We start from the raw sequence: 26,277 nt of genomic DNA, 5'->3' as shown, positions 1-26,277 counted from the left end.
TGCCTCTATATTATTGCCAGTAACTGTTTATTGCCCATTGACCCGGGCATTAGGAGCATCAATTAGTAAAGGTGCCCAACCTACCGCCGCACCACTGTCATAACGCAAATCCACATAATCTACTCTTTTCTCTGTGTTCTGCTGTAGCAGCGGATAAAGCTCGATAAAACGTTTAATACGGCCTGTTGTATCCATTCTTCCCAACTTCAGCCGGATATCATTATCCAGTGTCAGTTGCCAAGAGCGACGTGCAGTCATTGCCGCCACTTTCAGTTTCAATTTATTGGCAGCAAGAAGTTTAGCCATAGCCCGATAGCCATCCAGTACCTCTTTCTCGCTGCCTTGTGGACCATAAAGCATCGGAAAACTACTTTTAGCTTCCCATTCAGCCGGTATACTGAATACCAGCCCTTCTGCATCCAGCATCTGTGAGTCATTCCAACGCGCATAAGGAACATATTCTACCAGATGAATTCTCAGTTCATCAGGCCACTGTTTACGAACAGTGACTTGTCTGATCCACGGCATCCGTTCAATATGTTGCTGAATAATATTCACATCCTGCGTCATGAAAGTTCCCGGTTGCCCTAATGACAAAATTGCCTGCCGGATAGCATCATTGGTAGTGTAGTGACGCTCACCCGTTACCACTAGTTTTGAAATAGGCAATCTATTAGCATCTTTCATCCAGTTCAGGACTGCCCAGCCCCCCCAAACAATGGTCCCAAGAACCATCAGGAAGAAAATAAGCCCTGCCAAATAAGAGCCATTACTGGGGCGGGAACTGTTATTTTCGTTATCCCGTTCCCTTACTTTCAGGGCCGCTTGAGACATATCAATCAGCCAACTCCAGAATCTTTGCCACCAACTGTGAAAAACTTAACCCGGCCTGACGTGCCGCCATCGGCACCAGACTATGACTGGTCATCCCTGGGGAAGTATTCACTTCCAGCAGATAGAAACCACCATCAGTATCCATCATGATATCCACCCGGCCCCAGCCGCTGCATCCAACTGACTTATAAGCTTTAAGTGCCAGTTCTGTCAGTTGTTGCTCTTTTTCATCACTTAAGCCACTTGGACAAAAATACTTTGTTTCCTCAGACAGATATTTTGCATCATAGTCATAAAAAACAGCAGCGGGTTGAATACGAATAGAAGGTAAAGCTGTATCACCGAGGATAGCTACCGTGTATTCCGGGCCGTACAGCCATTTTTCTACCAGCAAGTCAGTGTCGTAACGAAATGCCGTTTCCAGCGCACCACGCAACTCTGAAATCTCGTTCACCTTAGTCATTCCAACACTGGAACCCTCCAGGCTTGGCTTAATAATTAATGGCAAACCTAAATCGGCTATATACTCTTTGAGTTGCAAATCAGTAAATTGTTCAAATTGCTTAGAATTAATTGGAACATAAGGTGAAACAGTTAGCCCGATCCCCTGCCATAACTGTTTTGTCCGCAATTTATCCATCGATAATGCAGAAGCCATCACGCCACTACCGGTATAAGGCAACTGCAAAAATTCTAAGACACCTTGCAAAGTACCGTCTTCCCCACCACGCCCATGAAGCGCGATAAAGACTTTCTCAAACCCCGCCTCTTTCAGCTGAGTTACAGGAAAATCTTTTGTATCAACCGGATATGCATTAATACCTGCTTCTTTCAATCCAGCCAGCACGGCTTGTCCCGATAACAGTGAAACTTCACGTTCAGCGGAAGTTCCTCCCAACAGTACCGCGACTTTCTCAGCCATTGTGTTTTTCCTCATTCAAAGATGGCTGTAATTTTGTTTCAGCCAGATTACGCGCTATTTTGCCGATATTCCCGGCACCTTGAACCAGAATTAAATCATTACCGTCCAATACCTGTGCCAACACAGCAGCTACTTTTTCCGGATCAGATACCAGAATGGGATCCAACTTACCGCGGCTACGGATTGTACGGCACAACGAACGGCTATCCGCCCCTGAAATAACGGCTTCGCCAGCAGAGTAAACATCCAGCATCAGTAATACATCGACCTGATTCAATACATTGGCAAAGTCATCGTAAAGATCACGGGTCCGGGTATAACGATGAGGCTGAAATACCATCACGATACGTTTATCCGGCCAACCAGCACGGGCTGCTTTAACAGTTGCATCCACTTCCGTTGGATGATGACCATAATCATCAACCAGCATTGCACTGCCCTCTTTGCCGTTAACATGTTTCAGAGAAAAACTCCCCAGAAAATCAAAACGACGCCCGGTACCCTGAAAACCTGCCAACGCAGCCAGAATATGGTTGCCAGAAATGCCTTCCTCAGTCGCAACAGCAACTGCTGCTGCTGCATTCAGCGCATTATGGCGACCCGGTGCATTCAATACGACCTTTAGATCAGCCATATCTTGACGACTGACAGTAAAATATCCCTGAGCCCCTTTTTGCTCATAATGAGTGATACGTACGTCTGCTTCCTCACTAAAGCCATAAGTCGTGATATAGCGTCCCACACGGGGGATTAACTCTTTGACAACCGGATCATCAATACACATCACCGCACGCCCGTAAAAAGGTAAGTTGTGCAGGAAGTTGATAAATGTCTGTTTCAGGTTTTCAAAGTCACCATGATAGGTATCCATATGGTCCGCTTCGATATTGGTAATTACCGCCACCATCGGCTGTAAATGCAGAAAAGAAGCGTCACTTTCATCAGCTTCTGCAATTAAATAGCGGCTGCTGCCAAGACGGGCATGTGTTCCTGCGGCTTTAACTAAACCCCCATTAACAAAAGTGGGATCTAAGCCAGCCTGTGCATAGATGCTGGAAACCATCGCTGTTGTTGTTGTTTTGCCGTGAGTACCGGCAATAGCAATACCATGACGGTAGCGCATCAGTTCTGCCAGCATCTCTGCTCTGCGAATGACCGGAATTCGAGCTTCACGCGCAGCGATAATTTCTGGGTTATCCGCCTGTATTGCGGTTGAAGCCACAACAACACTGGCATCCAGTACATTTTCAGGACGATGGTTAAAATAAATCTGAGCACCCAGTTTAGTGAGTTGTCGAGTGACTGGATTTGGCGCCAAATCAGATCCACTAATCTGATAACCTTCATTAGCCAACACTTCGGCGATCCCCCCCATGCCAGCACCACCAATGCCGACAAAGTGGATATGCCTGACTTTTCTCATCTCAGGCACGAAAGCTCTTAATTTCGCCAATTGTTGTGTATTCACGTTTTTTCTTCACTATATGGGTTTACTTCACCGTCCTGTTTAAGACGATCTGAATCATTTTTTCGCGGCATTGATTAATACCGCCGATACTCGCTCAGTTGCATCAATAATTGCTGCTGAACGGGCTTTCTCTGCCATTTTCAACAATTGTGGACGTTGCCACTGAATTAATAATTCGATGACTGCATCAACCGTAAATTGTGGTTGTTCCAGTATTTTTGCCGCGCCAGCCCTTTCCAGTGGTAACGCATTCCAGTACTGCTGGCGATCTTTATGCTGAAATGGGACAAAAATCCCAGGTAATCCAGCCGCTGCTATTTCACTAACCGTCAACGCGCCAGAACGGCAAATCACCAGATCAGCCCAAGCATAAGCTTGCGCCATATCATCAATAAATTCAGTAATCTTATGTTCGCATTTAACTGAATTGTTATAGGCATTCCGGACACTTTCTTTAGCCCCTTTACCTGTCTGATGCCAAACAGTAATTTTATCACCCATACGGGCAGCAATTTCAGGCATTGTCTGGTTCAGAATTCTCGCTCCCTGGCTGCCACCAACAACCAGAACCCGAATGGGGCCTTCACGCCCTGCCAAACGTTGCTCAGGTGTGGGTAATGCCAGCACATCTTCGCGAACCGGGTTCCCAACAACAGGCGCTTTGGGAAATGCGCCGGGAAATGCCTGTAAAACAGTTGTCGCGATTTTCGCCAACCACCGATTTGTCAGCCCGGCAATACCATTCTGTTCATGCAGGACAACCGGAACGCCACTCATCCACGCAGCAATGCCACCCGGACCAGAAACATATCCCCCCATTCCGAGCACAACATCTGGCTGATAACGACGTATAATCGCCTTTGCCTGACGAATTGCTTTGAAAATTCGTGCCGGCGCGACTAACAGTGCTTTGATCCCTTTACCACGCAGGCCAGAAATCTGAATAAATTCAATCTCAATGCCATGTTTTGGCACTAAATCAGCTTCCATGCGATCGGCTGTTCCCAACCAGCGAACTTCCCAGCCTTGGTCTTTTAAATGATGAGCCACAGCCAGACCCGGAAAGACATGCCCTCCGGTTCCACCTGCCATCACCATCAAACGTCGGGTTTTGCCACTCATCGTGGACTCCTTACAAACGCCTGTGCTTTTGCCAAGCGTGTTTCAAAATCAATTCTTAATAGCAATACGATAGCTGTCGACATAATCAGCAAACTTGAACCACCGTAACTAATCAGAGGTAAAGTCAGCCCTTTAGTCGGCAGCATACCCGCAGCTGCCCCAACATTAACCAGAGCCTGAAAGCTGAACCAGATACCAATCGAACAAGCCAGAAAACCGGAAAAACGCTGATCCATCTGCAATGCGCGACGACCTATAGTCATCGCGCGAAAAGCGACGAAGAATATCATTAACAACACCAAAACCACACCTACGTAACCTAATTCTTCTGCCAAAACAGAGAAAATAAAGTCAGTATGTGCTTCCGGCAGGTATGCCAGCTTCTGTACTGAATTTCCTAACCCCTGCCCTAAAAACTCCCCACGACCAAAAGCCATCAAAGATTGCGTTAACTGATAACCTTTGCCATACGGATCTTCCCAGGGATCCAGAAAGGAAGTTACACGGCGTATACGGTAAGGTTCAGCAATAATTAACAAAACTACCGCGAATACCCCTGAACCAATAATCGCCAGAAACTGCCATAGTTTTGCTCCCGCCAGAAATAACATGGCTAATGTTGTTACAAATAGCACTACCACCGTTCCCAGGTCAGGCTGAGCCAAAAGTAATACGGCCAACACGACCATCACGCCCATTGGCTTACAGAATCCCCAGAAGTTATTCCGTACTTCTTCTACTTTGCGCACCAAATAACTGGCGAGATAGCAAAACAAAGAAAGTTTCGATAATTCAGCAGGCTGAATTCTCAAAGGCCCAAGAGCAATCCAACGCGATGCACCGTTTACTGAGCTTCCTACCACCAGCACAACCAGCAGCAGAATAACGGAAATAAGCAGCATCAGGTTGCTATAGCGCTGCCAGAAATTCATCGGAATACGTAGTGTGATTAATGACAACCCGAAAGCCAGCAATAGGTAAATCGCATCACGTTTGGCAAACAGAAAAGGATCTTCTGCAAGACGCTGCCCAACCGGCATTGATGCCGAAGTCACCATGACAAAACCGATAATCCCCAATCCGAGTGTCAGCCAAACCAGTGTGCGATCGTACAACACCATATTGGTGACATCAGTTTCACGACCACCAATAACCCAGTCTTTTAATCTACTGAACCCCGGAATAGACATCAGCCCAACTCCTCTGCCAAACGGGCAAACTCATGACCGCGCTGTTCAAAATTACGGAACTGATCAAGGCTTGCACAAGCAGGAGATAACAGCACCATGTCGCCGGCAACCAATCGCGGTGCAATATCGCGTATCGCCTGTTCCATCGTTTCAGTCAATGTCGCCATTTCTGGACGGAGTTGTGTCAGTCGTTTCCCATCAAGGCCAAAGCAGTAAAGCCGAACTTTATTTCCACTAAGAAAAGGCTTGAGCGGTGAAAAGTCTGCTGACTTACCCTCCCCCCCCAACAACAAATAAAGAGTGCCATCCACCTTCAGACCATTAAGCGCCGCTTCCGTACTGCCAACATTCGTCGCCTTAGAATCGTTAATCCAGCGCACCCCATTCTTCAAATGGACAAGTTGGAAACGATGGTTAAGCCCCGGATAAACTTTCAATGCCGCCAAACTAGCTTTACGGGGAATCCCAACCGCATCGGCTAACGCCAGTGCAGCCAATCCATTGACGTAGTTATGCCGCCCTGTCAGTTTAATTTCATCTGTCGCCAGCAGTAATTGGTTGTGGATTTTCAAAAGTACACTTTCACTATCAAACTGGTAGTCACCACAATCGACACCAAAGCTGATACAACGGCTGTCCATACCCGTTTCAGGTAATGTCAGAGCATCCTGAGCATTCACAACGCATCTCTTCGCCTGATGATAAATTCTCAATTTAGCTGCCCGGTACTGAGATAAGCCCTGCGGATAACGGTCCATATGGTCTTCAGTCACATTAAGCACAGCAGCTGCCGCTGCTTTCAGGCTATATGTGGTTTCCAACTGGAAGCTAGAAAGTTCTAAAACATAAAGCTGACAGGATGTCTTCAATAATTCTAATGCAGGAAGGCCAATATTACCGCCCACCCCCACCTGCCAATTAGCCACTTTCGCCATTTCACCAACCAGGCTGGTGACAGTACTTTTGCCATTAGAACCTGTAATTGCGACTATCGGTGCTGTTGCTTCACGACAAAACAACTCGATATCGCCAACAATTTCAATGCCTGCATTAGCCGCAGCCTGCAATTCGACTGTTGTCAGAGCAATCCCTGGGCTTACAACAATCAAGTCAGCATCCATCAACCAGCCAGCATTCAGGCTTCCACTATGACACTCAACATCATCAGGTAAGTTATCTCTGCCAGGCGGTGTTGCACGGGTATCCATCACAAGGGGGATCACACCTCGCGCCATAAAAAAGTCAACACAGGAGAGACCCGTCAGCCCCAACCCAATAATGACGACTTTTTTACCCAAATAATCTGCCATGATTAACGTACCTTCAATGTTGCCAAGCCAATCAGTACTAACATCAGTGAAATAATCCAAAAACGCACGATAACGCGCGGTTCCGGCCAGCCTTTCAATTCATAATGATGGTGAATAGGCGCCATACGGAAAATACGCTGTCCACGCAGTTTAAAAGAACCCACCTGCAAGATGACTGACAGGGTTTCCACCACAAATACACCACCCATAATTACCAGCAAAAATTCCTGGCGCAGCAACACAGCAATGGTTCCAAGTGCACCACCTAATGCCAAAGAGCCCACATCACCCATGAAAACCTGAGCCGGATAAGTGTTGAACCACAGGAAACCTAATCCAGCGCCAACAATCGCAGTACAGACGATAACCAGCTCACCCGCATAGTTCAGGTAAGGAATATGCAGATAATTGGCAAAATTGACATTACCTGTTGCCCATGCCACAAGGGCAAAACCCGCCGCAACAAAAACGGTTGGCATAATTGCCAAACCATCCAACCCGTCAGTCAGATTCACCGCATTGCTGGTTCCGACAATCACGAAGTAGGTCAACAGAATGTAAAGCACACCCAGTTGCGGCATCACATCTTTAAAGAATGGCACGACTAATTGTGTTGCTGGGGTATCTTTCCCAACACTGTACATCGCAAATGCCACACCCAATGCCAGAGCGGACTGCCAGAAATACTTCCAACGGGCAATCAACCCCTTAGTATCTTTGCGCACAACTTTGCGATAATCATCCACGAAACCAACAATGCCGTAGCCAATCAGAACAGTCAGTACACACCAGACATAGGGGTTATTCAAACGAGCCCACAACAGTACAGAAATCGTGATTGAAAACAGGATCAACAATCCCCCCATCGTCGGTGTACCACGCTTGCTAAAGTGAGATTCCGGCCCATCATTGCGAACAACCTGCCCAATTTGTAATTTTTGCAGGAAAGCGATTAAACGCGGCCCCATCCATAATGCGATAGCCAGTGCAGTCAGCAGGCTGACGATGGCTCTAAACGTCAGATAAGAAAAGACATTAAAGCCGGTGTGATACTTGACCAGATATTCGGCCAGCCAAACTAACATGTGAAGCTCTCCTGTAATGCGCTGACGACATCTTCCATCGCAGTGCTGCGCGAACCTTTAACTAAAACGGAAATCACTGTGTGTTGTTGTAATAGTGGAACCAACGCTGCAACCAACGCGGCTTTATCCGCAAAATGCTGTCCACATCCACTCGCTTCACTAATGTGAACACTTAACGCGCCCACACTGAATACCTTATCGATACCCCCCAAAGCCGCAGCTTCACCAACCTGACGATGGTAGTCTTCTGATTGTTCACCCAACGCACCCATATCACCAACAACCATTACCCGGTAACCCGGCATTTGTGATAACACTTGAGCCGCAACGGTCATCGAACCGACATTGGCGTTATAAGTGTCATCAAGCAGCAATTTTCCTTCTGCCAGATTGATTGGAAACAACCGACCTGATACAGGTTTCAGCCCGGATAAGCCAAGACGGACATCTTTTAACGTTGCGCCAACAGAAATTGCCAACGCACTGGCAGCTAACGCATTGGCAACATTGTGTTTTCCCGGTAATGGCAAAGTGATTTCTGTGCTGCCAGCGGGAGTATGCAGACAAAAGTCCGTAGTCAACTGTTTGACCTGAATATCTGTAGCGTAAAAATCAGTATCTGATGCTTGTTGTATGGAAAAACGCTGTACTTTTTTGTCACCGATAACTTGTTGCCAGTGCGTCCAATCATTGCTTTCCATATTGATAATGGCAGTACCATTTTCTGGAAGACCGACAAAAATTTCCCCTTTCGCTTTTGCAATACCCGCCAGAGAACCAAAATCTTCCAAGTGTGCAGTAGACAGATTATTTACCAGTGCCGTTTCTGGTCGGGTCATTTCCGTGGTATAGGCAATCTCACCAATATGGCTTGCACCTAATTCAATCACGGCAAACTCATGTTGTTCTGTCAGTCTGAACAATGTCAGCGGCACACCGATATCATTATTCAGATTACCCACAGTATAGAGCGTATTACCGCACTGACGCAGAATCGCAGCGGTCATCTCTTTCACCGATGTTTTACCGGATGACCCTGTCAGCGCAACGACACGAGCGTGACTCTGTTGACGAACCCAGCCAGCCAATTTACCCATAGCCAGACGAGTATCTTTGACCACGACTTGCGGACAATGAACATCCAGTACACGGCTGACCAACAAAGCACTGGCCCCCGCATTTACTGCATCAACAGAAAAATCATGGGCATCAAAACGCTCACCTTTCAATGCAATAAACAGACTGTCATTTCCAACTTTGCGGCTGTCAGTAGTAACATCACTGATATAGATATCTGCGGCCTGCTGTTCAGTAACCTGTTTCAGTACGCCATCAGTAACTTGCGCCAGTTGTTGCAGTGTAAGGGAAATCATGCGATCACCCCCAGCAACCGGGCAACAGTCAATCGATCTGAGTAATCCAAGCGACGATGACCTACCAATTGATAATCTTCATGACCTTTACCCGCGATCAATACAACATCATCTGCTCTTGCCCGCATGATGGCACTGGTTACCGCTTCAACACGGCCATGAATCGCTATTGCTCGCCCCGGGTCAAGAAAACCCGTCAGAATGTCAGCAACGATTGCCTGTGGTTCTTCACTGCGCGGGTTATCATCAGTCACAATCACATAATCAGCCCACTGCTCTGCTACGCCTCCCATCAAAGGGCGTTTGCCTTTATCACGATCACCACCACAACCAAAAACGCACCAAAGCTTACCTTTACAATGCAAACGAGCAGCTACCAACGCCTTTTCCAATGCATCAGGCGTATGAGCATAATCGACAACAACAGTTGGTTTACTCGGTGCAGTGAATACTTCCATTCTCCCGCAGACAGGTTCTAAGCAGGAAGCTGTTTCAAGTAGTTTTTCTAGTGGATAATCCAATGCTAATAAAGTAGAAAGTGCCAACAACAAGTTGCTGACGTTAAATGCTCCCATCAGAGAGCTATCAATTGTACCGCCACCCCAACTAGACTCGAAAGTAATAGAGACACCTTTATCGTAATATTTTATTTCACGAGCCGCCAACCAACGCCCCTGCCAGTTTTCCGGCAAACGGTTTTCCATCGTCATAGCAACCGCTTGTGGTAAACGGGATAACCATTTCAGGCCAATATCATCATCAACATTAATGATTTGCTGTTTCACATTATGAGTAGAGAATAACAACCACTTAGCTGCTTCGTAGTGTTCCATATCACCGTGGTAATCAAGGTGATCACGGCTCAAATTGGTAAATACCGCCGCCTCAAATGGCAACGCTGCCACCCGCCCCTGAATCAACCCGTGAGAAGAGACTTCCATTGCCGCAAAGGTCGCACCTTGCCGAACAAGTTGTTGCAGATCCAGTTGAATATCAACGGCTGAACCGGTGGTATTTTCACTTGGCGCCACACGCCCCAGTAAACCATTACCAACAGTTCCCATCACTGCACTGATTTCACCCAATCCATGATTCCACTGAGTAAGCAATTGAGTAGTGGTTGTTTTTCCATTGGTTCCAGTGACACCAATCAGACGCAATTTATTACCAGGATGGCGATAAAACTCACCGGCTAATTGTGATAACTTATTATTCAAATCGCTCACATAAACAACCGGAACACCGTGCATAACCTGCACAGTCCCGTTATCAGCGCCGCTCTGAGCTTCTGCAATAACCGCCGCAACACCTTGTGCGATGGCCTGAGGAATGTAGAGTCGACCATCTGCCTGATGCCCTTTAATGGCAACAAACAGATCTCCGGCAGCCGATTTACGGCTGTCCAATGTCATTTCGCGTAACGCGCACTCTGGGGCATCAATACCCAATGGCGCGAGTAAATCGCGTAGATTACGATCTGCCACCTGTATCCTCTTTCTTATTAATCACAAATTCATTTTTATCACCTGCCGCCAAAGCATCCGGCTCCACATTCATGATGCGCAGAACACCGCCCATAATGGCACCAAATACCGGCGCAGAAACCGCACCGCCGTAATACTTACCTGCTTGTGGATCATTAATGATCACAACCAGTGCAAATCTTGGATTACTTGCAGGAGCAACACCTGCGGCGTAAGAGATATATCGATTAATGTATTTTCCATCCGGTCCGATTTTCCTCACAGTACCGGTTTTGATTGCGATCCGATATCCTTTTATCGCGGCCGTTGTTCCACCACCACCGGGTAAAGCGACACTTTCCATCATATGAACGACCGTGCGCATAATTGGTTCAGGAAATACTCTTGTGCCTGGCACGGGTGGATCAACTTTGGTAATCGACAGGGGACGATAAATCCCCATGCTGCCAATCGTTGCATAGACCCTAGCTAACTGTAACGGTGTTACCATCAGCCCGTAGCCATAAGAAAAAGTGGCTCTGTCAAGATCTGACCACCGTTGTTTATTTATTGGATATAAGCCACTGCTTTCTCCAACCAATCCCAAATTGGTCGCTTTTCCCAACCCAAAGCGTGAATAAACATCCACTAACTCTTTAGCAGGCATCGCTAACGCCAGCCTGGAAACACCAACGTTACTCGATTTCTGCAAAATACCCGTGATGGATAATTCTGAGTAACGGCCCACATCCCTAATTTCCTTACCGCTGATTCTATAAGGTATTGTGTTAATAACAGTATTTTCTTTGACAATACCATCATTTAGCGCGGCCATGACCACCATAGGTTTAACAGTGGAACCCGGTTCGAAAATATCGGTGATAGCACGGTTACGCATCGCTTCTTTTGACGTATTGATGCGATTATTTGGGTTATAAGATGGGCTGTTTGCCATTGCCAGCACTTCACCTGTATTAACATCCACCAATACCGCTGTCCCGGACTCTGCTTTATTAAAGGCAACCGCATTGGTCAATTCGCGGTAAACCAGTGCCTGCAAACGTTCATCAATGCTCAATACCAGATTGTGTGCCGCCAGACTATCAACAGAGGAAATATCTTCGATGACACGGCCGAAACGGTCTTTGCGTACCGTCCGCTCACCTGGCTGACCCGTCAGCCAGCGATCAAAACTTTTTTCGACGCCTTCAATACCCTGACCATCAACGTTAGTCACACCAATAATATGGGCAGTTACCTGACCTGACGGATAATAACGCCGGGATTCCTGACGCAAATAAATTCCCGGCAATTTCAGTTTATGAATATAATCACCAACCGATGGGTTAACCTGACGCGCCAGATAAACAAAGCGACCTTTAGGACTAGCACTAATTTTGCTGGTAAGTTGTTCAACTGGCAGATTAATCGCATCCGACAAGGCTTTCCATCGGGTATCATCAGTAATTCCCCCTTTTTCAAATACCTCTTTCGGATCTGCCCAGACAGCATTTACCGGAACGCTGACAGCCAGGGGTCGCCCCATACGATCGCTGATCATGCCGCGTGCAGTCGGAATTGACTGCACGCGCAGGGAACGCAAATCCCCTTCTTTAACCAATTGCTCCGGATTGATGACTTGCAAGTAAGCCACTCTCAGCAACAAGCAAACTAAAGCAAGGGCAATACCTCCACACAGCAAGGCAAAACGCCAGCTAACAAAACTGGCTTTATCTTCTTGCCGTTTTAACTTCGCGCAGCGTGCTGCTTTCATCGCTTACCTTATCATCATCAAATTGACTCACTGTGAAACAACAATGTTTTCCTGTGCAGGATTAACATGCTGCATATGCATTTTTTCAACGGCTATCCGTTCAACCCGGCTGTGATCACCAAGGGCGTTTTCTTCAAGGATCAGATTACGCCACTCAATATCTAACGCATCACGTTCCAATACCAAATGTTCTCTTTCAGCCGTCAACAAACGGGTTTCATGTGCCGTGGTTACAACACCTATGGCTGAAATCATGACAGCTATTAGAAGAATTAACGGTATCTTGGCATTCCTAAACAAATCGCTGCCGATAATACCGGTTAACCCGTGACGTTCACCTGCCATTATTCGCTAACTTTTTCAGCAAAACGCAGAACAGAGCTACGAGCCCGCGGGTTATCAGCCACTTCTTCCTCAGACGGTTTCATCTTGCCAACAGATTTCAGGCTACGCCCACCTTGCGCTTTCAGTTGCTCTTCTGTCAGTGGCAATCCTGCCGGCACCTGTGGCCCACGACTGTTATGACGAATAAAACGCTTAACAATGCGATCTTCCAGTGAATGAAAACTGATAACTGAAAGCCGCCCTTTTGGTGCAAGCGCCTGTAATGCACCATCCAGCGCCTGCTCAATCTCTTCCAGCTCACTGTTGATATAAATCCTGATAGCCTGGAAGCTCCTTGTCGCTGGATGTTTATGCTTCTCTTTCACCGGACTGGCCTGTGCAATCAAATCGGCCAGCGCTTTTGTCCGGGTAATGGGTTCTTCCTGATTACGTGTGACAATTGCTCTAGCAATACGTTTAGCGAAACGTTCTTCACCAAACGTTTTCAACACCCATGCAATATCATCCGCGTCTGCTTTCATTAGCCATTCTGCCGCTGACTGCCCACGAGTCGGATCCATCCGCATATCCAGTGGCCCATCACGCATAAAAGAAAAACCACGTTCCGGGTCATCCAGTTGCGGTGAGGAAACACCTAAATCCAGTAATACACCATCAATTTTGCCAGTCAGCCCAACTTCTTCTACATGGTGAGCCAATGCAGAAAATGGGCCATGTATTATTGAAAAACGCGGATCTGTGATCGCTTTTGCTGCTTCAATTGCCTGCGGATCACGATCAATGGCAATTAAACGACCTGTTGTCCCCAGTTGCGACAAAATCAGACGCGAATGCCCACCACGGCCAAATGTGCCATCAATATAGATTCCATCTTCACGAATATTCAGTCCATTGACTGCTTCATCCAGCAATACACTGGTATGTTTAAAATGACTGTTTGCCATGTTTATAGTGATAAGTCCTGTAGCCGTACTGATAAAGGTTCCTGAGTAGATCGCTCAGCCGCAATGTCATCCTTAACCTGTTGATACCAAGTCTGCTCATTCCACAATTCAAATTTGTTGAACTGACCAACCAGCATGACCTCTTTGGCTAGCCCTGCGTGCTGGCGCAGTGTATTAGCTAACAAAAGACGTCCTGCACTATCCATTTGGCATTCACTGGCATGACCTAAGAGCAAACGTTGTACCCGGCGCTCCGCCGGATTCATGCTGGATAAGCGGGAGAGCTTTTCTTCAATAATTTCCCATTCAGGTAGTGTATAAAGCAACAGGCAGGGCTGACGGAGGTCAATGGTACACACCATTTGCCCTTGTGATTCCTCGTTTAGCATAACCCGGTATCGGGTAGGTACGGCGAGCCGCCCCTTGCTATCGAGATTAACCAGCGTTGCTCCACGAAACATCTTCAGGTTGCCTTAGGCGATCAAAAATTACCACTTTATCCCACTAATCCCCACAATAAGGAGTTTACGGATGGGACGAAAACCTTGTCAAGCCAGAGCCGATGCGCTTTAGCTATATTTGGTAGAAGAATTTTGGCCGTTAAGGGGGATAATTATTAAATTTAGCAATATCAATAATAATTAAGGCTATGATAATTTTGAATAATTTTACAAGCAAAGGAGAATAAACGTTTACGACAAAATAATGAAAAAATAATTGTGTTATTAATTTATTTACATAATTTACATTTCATTACTATTCGACAACTGTACAGAAATATTTATCATTTCATTTGATACATTCAACGTTAAAACCAATTGGTAATAAAAAATACCACACAATAAATACTATTAAAATCAAATTAATGTATAAATAGCAGTAAAAATAAAGCAGAAAATAGACAAACACTAATCTAAAAAGACGTTGTTACCGGCCCTTTCTTCTACTAAATAATTTATGTATGAACGAAATTGTATTTGAGCGCGCTAAAACACTCAGATAAAAATGGCCTTACAAGTTGCCCTTGCATATTTTTTTACAACTCTGGTAGCAAAAGCGCCCCATCAAAGAATTAATGAGGAGCTTTTATCATCATTTCCGACTCAAGCTTCCTCGCCGGCATAAGTCACGGTGTATCCGTGTGATACCTGGTCCTGGTTTTTGCTTTTCATCCAGACTCGCCAATACCAGTTCCAATACCCGTTCCGCCACTTCACGATGACGCTGCGCGACAGAAAGCACCGGACATTCGAGGAAATCCAATAATTCATGATCACCAAAAGTCGCAATTACCAATTGATTGGGTAACCGGCCACTGTGTTTAAGCGTAACATCCATGACTCCCTGCAACAGAGCAAAAGAGGTAGTGAACAACGCCTGTGGCATTGGGTGAGTTTCCAACCACTTGGCGAACACTTCAGCCGCAGCATCACGCTCATAGCTGTTTGAGTAAAGGTACATAACCTGACGAAGGTCATCTTTCCATGCTTCACGAAATCCCTGTTCACGCAGAAAACTGACTGACAGTTCAGGCAATGCGCCGAGATACAGCACAGATTCAGCAGGGAATTGACGAAACTCTTGTGCCAACATCTTTGCATCTTCAAAATCATCGCCCACTACGCTGATAAAATGTTCATTTTCTAATGCACGATCGAGCGCAACAATAGGTAAAGAGCGGTTTGCCCAGCGCTGATAAAAAGGATGCTCCGGCGGTAATGCAGTAGAAACAATCATTGCGTCCACCTGCCGTTGTAACAAGTGCTCAACGCAGCGCATTTCATTATCAGGCTGATCTTCAGAACAGGCTATCAATAATTGATAACCACGCTGACGAGCCTGGCGCTCGAGATAATTCGCAATGCGGGTATAGCTGGTATTTTCTAAATCTGGAATAACCAGACCAATAGAGCGAGTGCGTCCTGCACGGAGACCGGCTGCCACAGCATTAGGATGGTAATTATGCTCTTTGACCACTGCCATCACTTTTTCTACCGTTTTATCACTGACACGGTATTGTTTGGCTTTACCATTAATCACATAACTGGCCGTTGTGCGTGAAACACCTGCAAGGCGGGCGATTTCATCCAGTTTCACATTAACTCCTTCATAGACACCAAAAAAAGCCCTACTTTATCGCAGAGCCTCATAAATGTATGTATATTGCCCCGCAGTTTGCGATTTTTCATCGCATAATTTTATCCCCACGAGATACACCAACAATACCGGAACGAGCAACTTCAACAATTTCAGCAACATCACGAACGGCATCTAGAAATGCATCCAGTTTATCGCTGGTTCCTACCAGTTGTACGGTATACAAGGTAGAAGTCACATCAATGATCTGCCCACGGAAGATATCGGTGCTGCGCTTAATCTCTTCACGTCCATATCCACTGGCCTGCAATTTCACCAACATAATCTCACGTTCTACATGAGAACCCGCTGCCAACTCGCTGACTCGTAACACATCCACCAGCTTGTGCAATTGTTTTTCAATCTGTTCAAGTACCCTGGCATCGCCCTTAGTCTGAATTGTCATTCGCGATAATGTTGGATCGTCAGTTGGCGCCACAGTTAAACTTTCAATGTTGTAGCCACGCTGAGAAAACAGACCAACAACACGGGACAAAGCCCCCGATTCGTTTTCAAGTAATACAGATAAAATCCGGCGCATAATCAGGTTCTCTCCGTTTTGCTTAACCACATCTCATCCATTGCTCCTCCACGGATCTGCATAGGATATACGTGTTCAGTTTCATCCACTGTGACATCAACAAATACCAGCCGCTGATTTTCAGTCACCTCTCTCAAGGCTTCTGCCAATTTACCTTCCAGCTCGTCATAACTCTGGATAGAAATGCCAACATGACCATAAGCCTCAGCCAGTTTGACAAAATCAGGCAAAGATTCCATGTAGGACTGAGAGTGACGGCCTGCATAAATCATGTCTTGCCATTGTTTTATCATTCCCAGGAAACGGTTATTCAAGTTCAAAACCAGTACCGGCAGCCCATATTGCAACGCCGTGGATAATTCCTGAATATTCATCTGAATACTGCCATCCCCCGTCACACAGACTACTGTTGCTTCCGGTTTCACCAGTTTGACCCCCAACGCAGCCGGTAAGCCAAATCCCATCGTCCCTAAACCACCGGAACTGATCCAACGTCTTGGCTTGTTAAATGGATAATGCAATGCAACAAACATCTGATGCTGTCCAACATCCGAAGTGACATAAGCTTCACCTTTCGTCAAACGATAGAGAACCTCGATAGCCGCTTGCGGTTTAATCTTTTCACCACTGCGATCAAAATTGAGGCATTTACGGCTACGCCATTGCTGAATAGATAACCACCAATCTTTCAGCGCATCCGGGTCCTGTGTGTCTTCCTCTGTCTCCAACAGTTCCAACATTTGCCGCAGCACCGGTTTAGCATCACCAACAATAGGTATATCTGCGGCAACAGTTTTCGAAATTGATGTTGGATCGATATCAATATGCAAAACAGTTGCTTCCGGGCAATATTTTGCCAAATTATTGGTTGTGCGATCATCAAAACGTACACCAACAGCAAAAATCACATCGGAATTATGCATTGCTTTGTTAGCTTCAAATGTACCGTGCATACCGAGCATTCCCAAGCTTTGCTGGTGAGTTGCCGGAAAACTGCCTAACCCCATCAGGGAGCTTACAACAGGAATATTGAATTTTTCTGCCAATACCAGCAATTCTGCTGAACAATCTGCATTAATTGCCCCACCACCCACATATATGATGGGTTTCTTCGCATTCAACAGTTTTCTTAGTGCCCGTTTAATCTGCCCTTTATGCCCTTGCACCGTCGGATTATAAGAGCGCATGCTTATCTGCTCAGGATAAATATAGGGGAGTTTTACTGCCGGATTTACCGTGTCTTTTGGTAAATCAATGACTACCGGCCCCGGACGACCACTGGCGGCCAAATAGAAGGCTTTTTTCAGTACCTTCGGAATATCTTCCGCTTTTTTCACTAAAAAGCTGTGTTTCACGATCGGTCGGGAGATCCCCACCATGTCACATTCCTGGAATGCATCATTACCAATCAAGGAACTGGCTACCTGACCGGACAATACAACCATTGGAATTGAATCCATATAAGCTGTCGCAATGCCCGTGATGGCATTGGTCGCACCTGGCCCGGAAGTGACCAATACCACACCAACTTTCCCTGTAGAACGGGCATAGCCATCAGCCATATGAACCGCACCCTGCTCATGGCGTACCAGGATATGTTCAATTCCCCCAACCGTATGCAAGGCATCGTAAATATCCAGTACTGCGCCGCCCGGATAACCGAATACATGTTCAACGCCCTGATCAATTAACGATCGGACGACTATTTCAGCTCCTGATAACATCTCCATAGGTTTTCCTCCAGGCTCTGTTTGCAAGTTAATAATCGGAAATTATTTCCATTTTTATTTAATAATATGGATAGCCTCTCAGCTGTCATTGTTGCTGAGTTAATTAACATAACCCCAGAAACGCGTGTTAGCAATTGCCAGTCAAATTTTAAAAATGACCGGCATATCGCCATCCCCTATTTTCTTTCGGCTATTTCTATTGCAATCCATATCATCCTATTCCACCTACAAACACGACAATACGGAGCAAAAAACAATGTGTCCTATCATGAATTCATTTTTTTATCACGTCGTAAGCCATATTGATTCAAATGATTCACTGACATAACTGCGTCATAAACATGGAAAGACCTGACGCATTTATATACATAAAGGCATTCTTATTCACAACATTGAATTATCTTTTAATACCTTCTCCAGATTAGAAAAAGTCGTGAAACCATCATCATCCAGAAAGTGTCCTCCATCAGGGAAACCGTGCAATTCAGCACAGAGCTGTTGACTCAAATCTAATGTAAACTGTGGAGGTACAGTCTCATCATTAAGCGACAATATCGCCACTCGCCGCTCTATTTTTTGTATGAGCAGACGAAAATCCAGGCTCACATCAGTAAACGCACTTAATTCAGGTAAAGTCGGTAATTTTTCAGAGAACCCTGAAATTAATACGACACCACCGATAGTGACATCATCAGGCAAAGAGGCGATATAACGAAGTGTAGCAATACAACCTAGACTATGACCGATAAAAAGCGTCCTTTCATTCGGATTAAGTATGCTCTGTTGCAATCTTTCTTGCCATAAATGAGGTGAAGGGGCATGAGATTCAGGCATTTCCGGCACAATAACAGAGGTATTTAACCTTTCATACTGGCCTTTAAGCCAGGGAAACCAGTGACGATTAGGAGCAGCTAAAAAACCATGAACAATCACTACATTATCAAAATTCATTTTATCAATTCACCCAATTATTCAAAATGTGTTTTATTTATGATGCAAACAAGCATAAAATGCTATAAATTAAGTTTATAACTATATTTTTCATATACTTTTTCAGAATTAATACAATTACATAGCTCCCTAATCTCTTGGAAATAAGATGTTCTATCTACAGGAATAGCATATGTTACCAACAAAGAAGCACTCTATAATTAGCAGAAAAAACAGCGGTATTCTTTGAAATTAATATAAAATTTTTCATTATAGAAATCATCTGATAATTCTTTAAATAACAAGAGTTAAATCTGTGATATCTGATAATTACAGTGGATATCAAGGAGTGTAATTTATCTGAAATTTTCAAAGCTCGAATACCGTTTATTCGTCCGATATTGAAACCTTTAAAAGCCGGGTATTCCTGGGATGAATCCGAGGTGGAATGATCTAATACCACCCCGAATTTCCCCTAATAATCAGCTTACGCGAATAGCGATGACTTTATATAGACCCTGAAGATCAGTTCTGATACATGGATTCTATTTCTTTATAGTAACGCTGCATAATAACTTTCCTCCGCAATTTCAGCGTTGGCGTTAACTCACCCGTTTCCATTGAAAATGGCTGTGGCAGTAATATAAAGCGCTTTACCTGATCGAAGTGAGCAAGGTTTTTCTGAATCTCTTTCAGACGTTGTTCAAACATAGCCATAATGTGGCTATTACACAGTAATTCAATCCGATCATGATATTTGAGATTGATTGATCTTGCGTATTCTTCCAATGCATCATAACTAGGCACGATAAGGGCGGATACAAATTTACGTGCATCAGCAATAACAGCAACATGCTCAATAAAACGATCTTGCCCCAAAGTACCTTCAATCATTTGTGGGGCAATATATTTACCGTTTGATGTTTTCATCAAATCTTTCAGGCGCTCAGTAATAAACAAATTACCATTTTCATCTAACTTACCGGCATCACCTGTACGCAACCAACCGTCTTGAGCGAATGCTCTGTCAGTTTCTTCCTGATTATTGAAATAGCCTTTCATCACAATTGGGCCACGCACCTGTATCTCATCTTCTTCACCGATACGGACGTCAATCCCAGGCAATGGTGTACCAATAGAACCAAGCACATAACCTTGTTCTTGCCAACAGGAAACCGTGGCACAGGTCTCTGTCATACCATAGCCATATTTGATATTTACGCCAACAGCAAGGAAAAACAGGATAATCGTTTCATCCAGACGTGCACCGGCCGCAGGTAAAAAACGAGCTCGGCCACCCAAGATATTACGCAGTTTGCTCAATACCAATTTATCGGCCAGCCGATGCATTGCCGTTGACCAGGGACAGCTTTTTTTACCTTGCAACTTACGTAAAAACTGACGCTCACCACATTTAATCGCCCAGTTAAATAATTTTCTCCGATGCCAAGGTGCCTGAGAAACCTTTTCAAAAATCACACTGTAAATTTTTTCGTAAAATCTCGGCACTGCACACATCACTGTCGGGCGAATATCCGCCATAGCCTGACGAACAAAATTAGTATCAGTCAGATAAACATTTTGTGCGCCTGTATGCATCACATAAAAGCTCCATGCGCGTTCGAAAACATGGGATAGCGGCAGGAAACTCAAAGAAACATCCTGATCAGTTAATGTCAGACGATGATCATGTGAATACAGCTGATAAGCTAAATTACGGTAATCAAGCATGACACCTTTAGGCTCACCGGTTGTACCGGATGTATATATAACCGTAAAAAGATCGTCCAGATTATGGTTAGCAATACGGGTTTCCAACTCAGACTGATGTTGTAATTTATTATCAGTCATAAAGTCAGATAAATGCTGTGCTAATGAACAATCGCGCAAATCGACTGATTCATCTAATACTATAATGTGACTTAGCTGGGGACATCGTTCTGGCAAAGTGACAGCGACATCATACTGCACCTGCCCACCAACAAACAGAATACGCACACCGGCATCATTAAGAATGAAACCAGCCTGTTCCCGACTACTGGTTGCATACAAAGGAACAGTCACTGCCCTGAGTTGTAATACCGCGATATCTGTCAGTGACCACGCCATGCTGTTATGTGCAAAAAGGCCAATTTTTTCCTGTACATCAACCCCAATTTCCAGCAATGCACGGCTAATGGCTTTTGTCTTTTTGTCAATATTATTCCAGCTTAATTCGAGTTGTTCATCTGAAGACCATTGGCGAAAAGCAATTCTCTCTGGGTTTTGTTTAATTTGTTGCTGCAACCGGTTTATCAAGTGATAAGGATGTAAATTTTCAGTTATCACAATTCTTTTCCTGTTAGAAAAATTTTCTTCTCATTAGAGAAAAATAGTGGCTTTATTCTCTAATAATGCCTTTTTGCATCACTAATTCGCTTTTCAGCTTACAGGTGTTAGCTATTTTCCTTGCAGTCTACCTATTCCTGCACAACAGGAAAAGAATATTTATCAAAAGTTGATAAATTTGTGATAAAATGAAAAACTCACTACCTGTTTATCCAATAGTGAGTTTCAAGTTAATTAACTACCGCTAAGTTGGCTCAACAGCGATTTCATCCACTGATGCCCTTTATCTTTTGTTGTAGATTCGTGCCAAATCAAATAGCACGGACGGCTTACCTTATCCCATGGTAATGAAACAGCTCTTATTGCTAATTGTTCGCTGTAGTGTTCAACCAACCATCTTGGAGTAACCGCAACCAAATAAGTTTGAGATACAATATGCAGCACGCTATTCAAATCAGTTCCCTGATAAACCACAGAATGCAGACGTTCGCTACAATCATAGTAGGGAGCACTGAACGAACCGGCATTATCCAATGATACAACTGCATGATGTTCTTCATACAACTGCTGTTCACTAATACTGTTTTCAATTCTGGCATGATTATTGGAAACGGCCAGGACCAACTCATCATTGAATAACGGGTAATGATGAAAATCCATACGTTCCAGCTGTGTATAGCTAATGACAAACTCAGTTTCCTGATACCTGAGCTGATGCTCAATATTATCATGCAGAGATGATCGAATCGTAACACCCAGATTTGGTGTATTTTGTTTTACCTGTTCAACTATTTTTGCTGCCAGTCTAATATCTAAAGGGCTGCAAATTGAAAGATTAAAAACCCTGTCGCTATTATCAGGCTCAAAACCAACCCCAGGTAACTCATTATATACCAGCTGTAATGCCTGACGGACAGGACCAAATAATTGATGAGCTCTTGCCGTCGGTTGTATTCCACGCCCATAACGTACAAATAATTCGTCATTGAACATTAACTTCAAGCGAGAAATCGCATTACTAACAGCAGGTTGTGACATTCCCAATATCTGTGCCGCACGTGTTACATTCTGCATTTGCATCACTGCATCAAAAACAGTCAGCAGATTTAGATCCACATTGCGTAAATGAATTTCACTTGGATCTTTTTTGGTTGCAGTTACTGAGGTGTATTCAGCCATTGTTTAACTCCACTAAACTCATTCAGATGACCCCGGCTAATAACAAAACATCGGAAATACCTTCATTCATTGCTCAGATATTACGATGACTTTTACTATTAACGAGATCAATTATCTTAATCATTTTGATGATAAATAATTAAGACTCGTCCTTGTACAAATCTGAATACGCATAGCTAACCAGCGCATCCCCTTATTAATGTTAAAAATATATAATCTCAGTTAGTAGAAAATGTAGATGCTCATTATTTATTTACAAAAAAGTACAATTGTGTTAACAATTTATTCACCCTAGCATTCCGTATGTGATGATAAATCAAAGAATGACCCAATTCATAATAAAATTACTGAATTATTATTATTAAACAATTTTATCAGAGTCATTATATTATGAAATTATTTTTTCAACGATATATAACATAACTTCCTATTTATACCTATTTGTCAATGACAAACGATGTTTTTCAGAAAAATACAAATCCACTTCCAGCTCCCGGCACGAAAATACTTAATTTTAATTAATCAGTATAATGCGCTATTTTTTATATAAATCTGAGTTTATCACTCAAGTCTAACCCAAACATAAAAGGACAAAATAAAATCTTTTTAAATATAAACAGATCAACACTTCAATTTGCAGTCATAGCAAAAGCAAAACCAAGAATCATATGCCTAAATGAATTCTTGACATCACTTTTAAGATAACGTATCAATAAAAGCATCCGAGTCCCAAACACTCATTAATACTTAATACTATTGAAAGGTTGGATCAATATGATTCACTCAATTTGTCTACTAAGCCTACTACTAATCGTATCTGATATGCGCGGTATGCTGGTGGACAGAAAACAGAGTTGATTCAAACCAGACATAAACAAGAACCCGCGCCATGCGCGGGTTTTTTTTACCTGCTGGGCGCCAAAAATAACCACGAGAGGAGCATGATATGAGCCAGCAAGTTATTATCTTCGATACCACATTACGTGATGGAGAACAGGCATTACAAGCCAGTTTAAGTGTGAAAGAAAAGCTCCAGATTGCATTGGCTTTGGAGAGAATGGGTGTTGATATCATGGAAGTTGGTTTTCCGGTTTCCTCTCCTGGTGACTTTGAATCTGTACAGATGATCGCCAGGCAGATAAAAACCAGCCGTGTTTGCGCCTTAGCCCGTTGTGTAGAAAAAGACATTGATGTTGCCGCTGAAGCATTAAAAGTTGCAGAGGCTTTTCGAATCCACGTTTTCCTGGCTACCTCCAACTTACATATCGAATCCAAACTGAAAAAAACATTCGAAAATGTTATGGAGATGGCCGCTCAATCAATCAAACGGGCACGTCGTTACACTGATGATGTTGAATTCTCCTGTGAAGATGCCGGCCGCACACCGATTGATAATCTGTGCCGGATTGTTGAAAACGCCATCAAAGCAGGTGCAACGACGATTAACATTCCAGATACTGTCGGTTACACCACACCCTATCAATTTGGCGGAATCATCACTAACTTGATCGAACGTGTTCCTAATATTGACAAGGCGATATTATCCGTACATTGCCACGATGATTTGGGGATGTCTGTCGCCAACTCTATCAGCGCGGTACAATCTGGCGCCCGTCAGATAGAAGGAACGATGAATGGTCTGGGTGAACGTGCCGGCAACTGCTCGCTGGAAGAAGTGATCATGACAATAAAAGTCCGCCAGCAAATGTTAGGCGTTTATACTAATATCAATCATCAAGAAATTTACCGTACCAGTCAGTTAGTCAGCCAGTTATGTAATATGCCGATCCCGGCGAATAAAGCGATTGTTGGTAGCAATGCATTTTCCCACTCATCCGGTATTCATCAGGATGGTATACTGAAAAATCGTGAAACTTACGAAATTATGACGCCGGAATCCATCGGCCTAAAAGAAATTCAATTGAATCTGACTTCCCGTTCCGGTCGTGCAGCCGTGAAACACCGTATGGAAGAGATGGGGTATCAGGATAAAGATTACGATCTGGATAGCTTATACCAAGCCTTTTTGCGTCTGGCAGATAAGAAAGGCCAGGTATTTGACTATGATTTGGAAGCGTTAGCTTTCATCAATCTACAACATCAAGAGCCAGAATTTTTCCGTCTGGATAACTTTAATGTCCAATCTGGCTCCAACGTGATAGCAACAGCAGCGGTACGTTTAGCGTGTGGTAAAGAGATAAAATCAGAAGCAGCCACCGGTAACGGTCCGGTAGATGCTATTTATCAAGCGATCAGCCGAATGACGGAATACCCAATTGAGCTGGTTTCTTATCAGTTATCAGGTAAAGGGCAAGGGAACAATGCGCTGGGTCAAGTCAATATCGTTGTCGAATGCTTTGGACGTCGCTTCCACGGCATGGGGCTCGAAACAGATATCGTTGAATCCTCAGCCAAGGCAATGATTCATGCGCTGAATTGTATCTGGCGCGCAGAACAAGTTAAGAAAGAGAAACAACGCATACAGCGAAATACAAAGGAAATGGTGTAACCATGTCGAACAGTTATCATATTGCAATTTTACCCGGTGATGGTATTGGTCCTGAAGTTATGGCGCAGGCTCATAAGATACTGGACGCAATCCGTAAGCGTTTCAATATCCGTATCACCACCAGCGAATATGATGTAGGTGGGATTGCTATCGATCGTCACGGCTGTCCACTGCCGGCAAAAACCATAGCCGGTTGTGAACAGGCTGATGCCATATTGTTCGGCTCCGTGGGAGGACCTAAATGGGAACATTTATCGCCAGCAGAACAACCTGAGCGCGGTGCGCTGTTGCCATTACGCAAGCATTTCAAGCTGTTCAGCAATTTGCGCCCTGCCCGCTTATATGCCGGATTAGAAATATTTTGTCCTTTACGCAGTGATATTGCAGCCAAAGGCTTTGATATTTTATGTGTCCGTGAATTAACAGGCGGTATCTATTTTGGTCAACCCAAAGGACGTGAAGGCCAGGGTAAATATGAACGCGCATTTGATACTGAAATTTATCACCGCTTTGAAATTGAGCGCATTGCCCGTATCGCCTTTGAATCAGCCCGCAAACGCCGTAATAAAGTGACGTCTGTTGATAAAGCAAACGTGTTGCAGAGTTCCGTGTTGTGGCGGCAAGTGGTTAGTGAGATTGCAAAAGAGTATTCAGATGTAGAAATCAACCACATGTATATTGATAATGCCACCATGCAGTTGATTAAAGATCCGTCTCAGTTTGATGTGTTGCTGTGCTCCAATATTTTCGGTGATATTTTATCCGATGAATGCGCCATGATTACCGGTTCCATGGGAATGCTCCCTTCCGCCAGCCTGAACGAGAAAAGTTTTGGCTTATATGAACCGGCTGGTGGCTCTGCACCGGATATTGCCGGAAAAGGCATTGCTAACCCGATAGCCCAGATCCTATCTGCCGCTTTACTGTTGCGTTACAGCTTAAGTCATCATGATGCTGCAAATGCGATTGAACAGGCAGTTAACCATGTGCTGGAACAGGGCTATCGCACAACAGATTTAGCCGGAAATGGCAAAGCAATCAGCACTGATGAAATGGGCAGCGTTATCGCCCGTTATGTAGCCGAGGGTATTTAA

At 44.4% G+C, this 26,277-nt stretch carries 21 protein-coding genes; 2 read left to right on the top strand and 19 right to left on the bottom strand.

Annotated elements, in window-relative coordinates:
* Positions 1–27: 27 nt before the first annotated feature.
* The 19 genes from ftsQ to leuO form a co-directional block, all read right to left on the bottom strand.
* Entirely contained in the window at positions 28–834 is an 807-nt protein-coding gene (gene ftsQ / locus PTE_RS02055; RefSeq protein WP_036842751.1) for a cell division protein FtsQ, read from the bottom strand.
* Position 835: 1 nt separating this feature from the next.
* Positions 836–1,756: a D-alanine--D-alanine ligase gene (locus tag PTE_RS02050; protein ID WP_036842750.1), complete on the bottom strand. Its 921-nt coding sequence runs from the start codon at positions 1,754–1,756 to the stop codon at positions 836–838.
* The gene (gene murC, locus PTE_RS02045) at positions 1,749–3,224 is read right to left on the bottom strand and encodes a UDP-N-acetylmuramate--L-alanine ligase (RefSeq protein ID WP_036842749.1); all 1,476 of its coding nucleotides are present in this window, start codon (positions 3,222–3,224) and stop codon (positions 1,749–1,751) included. The genes PTE_RS02050 and murC overlap by 8 nt, the downstream gene beginning before the upstream one ends.
* 54 nt (positions 3,225–3,278) lie before the next feature.
* Positions 3,279–4,346, bottom strand: a complete 1,068-nt coding sequence (murG, locus tag PTE_RS02040) for an undecaprenyldiphospho-muramoylpentapeptide beta-N-acetylglucosaminyltransferase (RefSeq protein ID WP_036842748.1) — start codon at positions 4,344–4,346, stop codon at positions 3,279–3,281.
* Complete coding sequence (ftsW, locus tag PTE_RS02035; RefSeq protein ID WP_036842745.1) at positions 4,343–5,536, bottom strand: cell division protein FtsW; 1,194 nt, start codon at positions 5,534–5,536, stop codon at positions 4,343–4,345. The genes murG and ftsW overlap by 4 nt, the downstream gene beginning before the upstream one ends.
* Positions 5,536–6,846: a UDP-N-acetylmuramoyl-L-alanine--D-glutamate ligase gene (murD, locus tag PTE_RS02030; protein WP_036842744.1), complete on the bottom strand. Its 1,311-nt coding sequence runs from the start codon at positions 6,844–6,846 to the stop codon at positions 5,536–5,538. Before murD ends, ftsW begins: the two co-directional genes overlap by 1 nt.
* A 2-nt stretch (positions 6,847–6,848) precedes the next feature.
* Complete coding sequence (mraY, locus tag PTE_RS02025; protein WP_036842741.1) at positions 6,849–7,931, bottom strand: phospho-N-acetylmuramoyl-pentapeptide-transferase; 1,083 nt, start codon at positions 7,929–7,931, stop codon at positions 6,849–6,851.
* On the bottom strand, positions 7,925–9,304 hold the full coding sequence (gene murF / locus PTE_RS02020; protein ID WP_036842740.1) for a UDP-N-acetylmuramoyl-tripeptide--D-alanyl-D-alanine ligase: 1,380 nt from the start codon (positions 9,302–9,304) through the stop codon (positions 7,925–7,927). The genes mraY and murF overlap by 7 nt, the downstream gene beginning before the upstream one ends.
* Entirely contained in the window at positions 9,301–10,788 is a 1,488-nt protein-coding gene (murE, locus tag PTE_RS02015; RefSeq protein ID WP_036842738.1) for a UDP-N-acetylmuramoyl-L-alanyl-D-glutamate--2,6-diaminopimelate ligase, read from the bottom strand. Before murE ends, murF begins: the two co-directional genes overlap by 4 nt.
* The gene (locus PTE_RS02010; protein ID WP_036842736.1) at positions 10,775–12,541 is read right to left on the bottom strand and encodes a peptidoglycan glycosyltransferase FtsI; all 1,767 of its coding nucleotides are present in this window, start codon (positions 12,539–12,541) and stop codon (positions 10,775–10,777) included. Before PTE_RS02010 ends, murE begins: the two co-directional genes overlap by 14 nt.
* 27 nt (positions 12,542–12,568) lie before the next feature.
* Positions 12,569–12,889: a cell division protein FtsL gene (ftsL, locus tag PTE_RS02005; RefSeq protein ID WP_036842735.1), complete on the bottom strand. Its 321-nt coding sequence runs from the start codon at positions 12,887–12,889 to the stop codon at positions 12,569–12,571.
* The gene (gene rsmH / locus PTE_RS02000; RefSeq protein ID WP_036842734.1) at positions 12,886–13,830 is read right to left on the bottom strand and encodes a 16S rRNA (cytosine(1402)-N(4))-methyltransferase RsmH; all 945 of its coding nucleotides are present in this window, start codon (positions 13,828–13,830) and stop codon (positions 12,886–12,888) included. The genes ftsL and rsmH overlap by 4 nt, the downstream gene beginning before the upstream one ends.
* A 2-nt stretch (positions 13,831–13,832) precedes the next feature.
* Positions 13,833–14,291: a division/cell wall cluster transcriptional repressor MraZ gene (gene mraZ, locus PTE_RS01995; RefSeq protein WP_036842732.1), complete on the bottom strand. Its 459-nt coding sequence runs from the start codon at positions 14,289–14,291 to the stop codon at positions 13,833–13,835.
* 631 nt (positions 14,292–14,922) lie between these two features.
* On the bottom strand, positions 14,923–15,927 hold the full coding sequence (cra, locus tag PTE_RS01990) for a catabolite repressor/activator (protein WP_036842731.1): 1,005 nt from the start codon (positions 15,925–15,927) through the stop codon (positions 14,923–14,925).
* An 88-nt stretch (positions 15,928–16,015) separates the two neighbouring features.
* A complete protein-coding gene (gene ilvN, locus PTE_RS01985; RefSeq protein ID WP_036842728.1) occupies positions 16,016–16,507 on the bottom strand; it encodes an acetolactate synthase small subunit in 492 nt (163 codons plus the stop codon).
* A 2-nt stretch (positions 16,508–16,509) separates the two neighbouring features.
* On the bottom strand, positions 16,510–18,237 hold the full coding sequence (ilvI, locus tag PTE_RS01980; RefSeq protein ID WP_036842726.1) for an acetolactate synthase 3 large subunit: 1,728 nt from the start codon (positions 18,235–18,237) through the stop codon (positions 16,510–16,512).
* A 384-nt stretch (positions 18,238–18,621) separates the two neighbouring features.
* On the bottom strand, positions 18,622–19,188 hold the full coding sequence (locus tag PTE_RS01975) for an RBBP9/YdeN family alpha/beta hydrolase (protein ID WP_036842724.1): 567 nt from the start codon (positions 19,186–19,188) through the stop codon (positions 18,622–18,624).
* 504 nt (positions 19,189–19,692) lie between these two features.
* A complete protein-coding gene (locus PTE_RS01970) occupies positions 19,693–21,492 on the bottom strand; it encodes an AMP-dependent synthetase/ligase (RefSeq protein ID WP_198539142.1) in 1,800 nt (599 codons plus the stop codon).
* Between the two features lie 237 nt (positions 21,493–21,729).
* Positions 21,730–22,674 (bottom strand): transcriptional regulator LeuO, encoded by a 945-nt coding sequence (leuO, locus tag PTE_RS01965; RefSeq protein WP_036842720.1) that lies wholly within the window; start codon positions 22,672–22,674, stop codon positions 21,730–21,732.
* Positions 22,675–23,620: 946 nt separating this feature from the next.
* Between leuO and leuA the strand changes: the two genes are divergently transcribed.
* Together leuA and leuB are read left to right on the top strand one after the other, a co-directional pair.
* A complete protein-coding gene (gene leuA, locus PTE_RS01960) occupies positions 23,621–25,183 on the top strand; it encodes a 2-isopropylmalate synthase (RefSeq protein WP_036842719.1) in 1,563 nt (520 codons plus the stop codon).
* Between the two features lie 2 nt (positions 25,184–25,185).
* Positions 25,186–26,277 (top strand): 3-isopropylmalate dehydrogenase, encoded by a 1,092-nt coding sequence (gene leuB, locus PTE_RS01955; protein WP_036842716.1) that lies wholly within the window; start codon positions 25,186–25,188, stop codon positions 26,275–26,277.

The organism is Photorhabdus khanii NC19 (genome assembly GCF_000517265.1).
GTDB lineage: Bacteria > Pseudomonadota > Gammaproteobacteria > Enterobacterales > Enterobacteriaceae > Photorhabdus > Photorhabdus khanii.
Note: the sequence above shows the minus strand (reverse complement) of the source record. Positions and strands in the feature narration are given on the sequence as shown.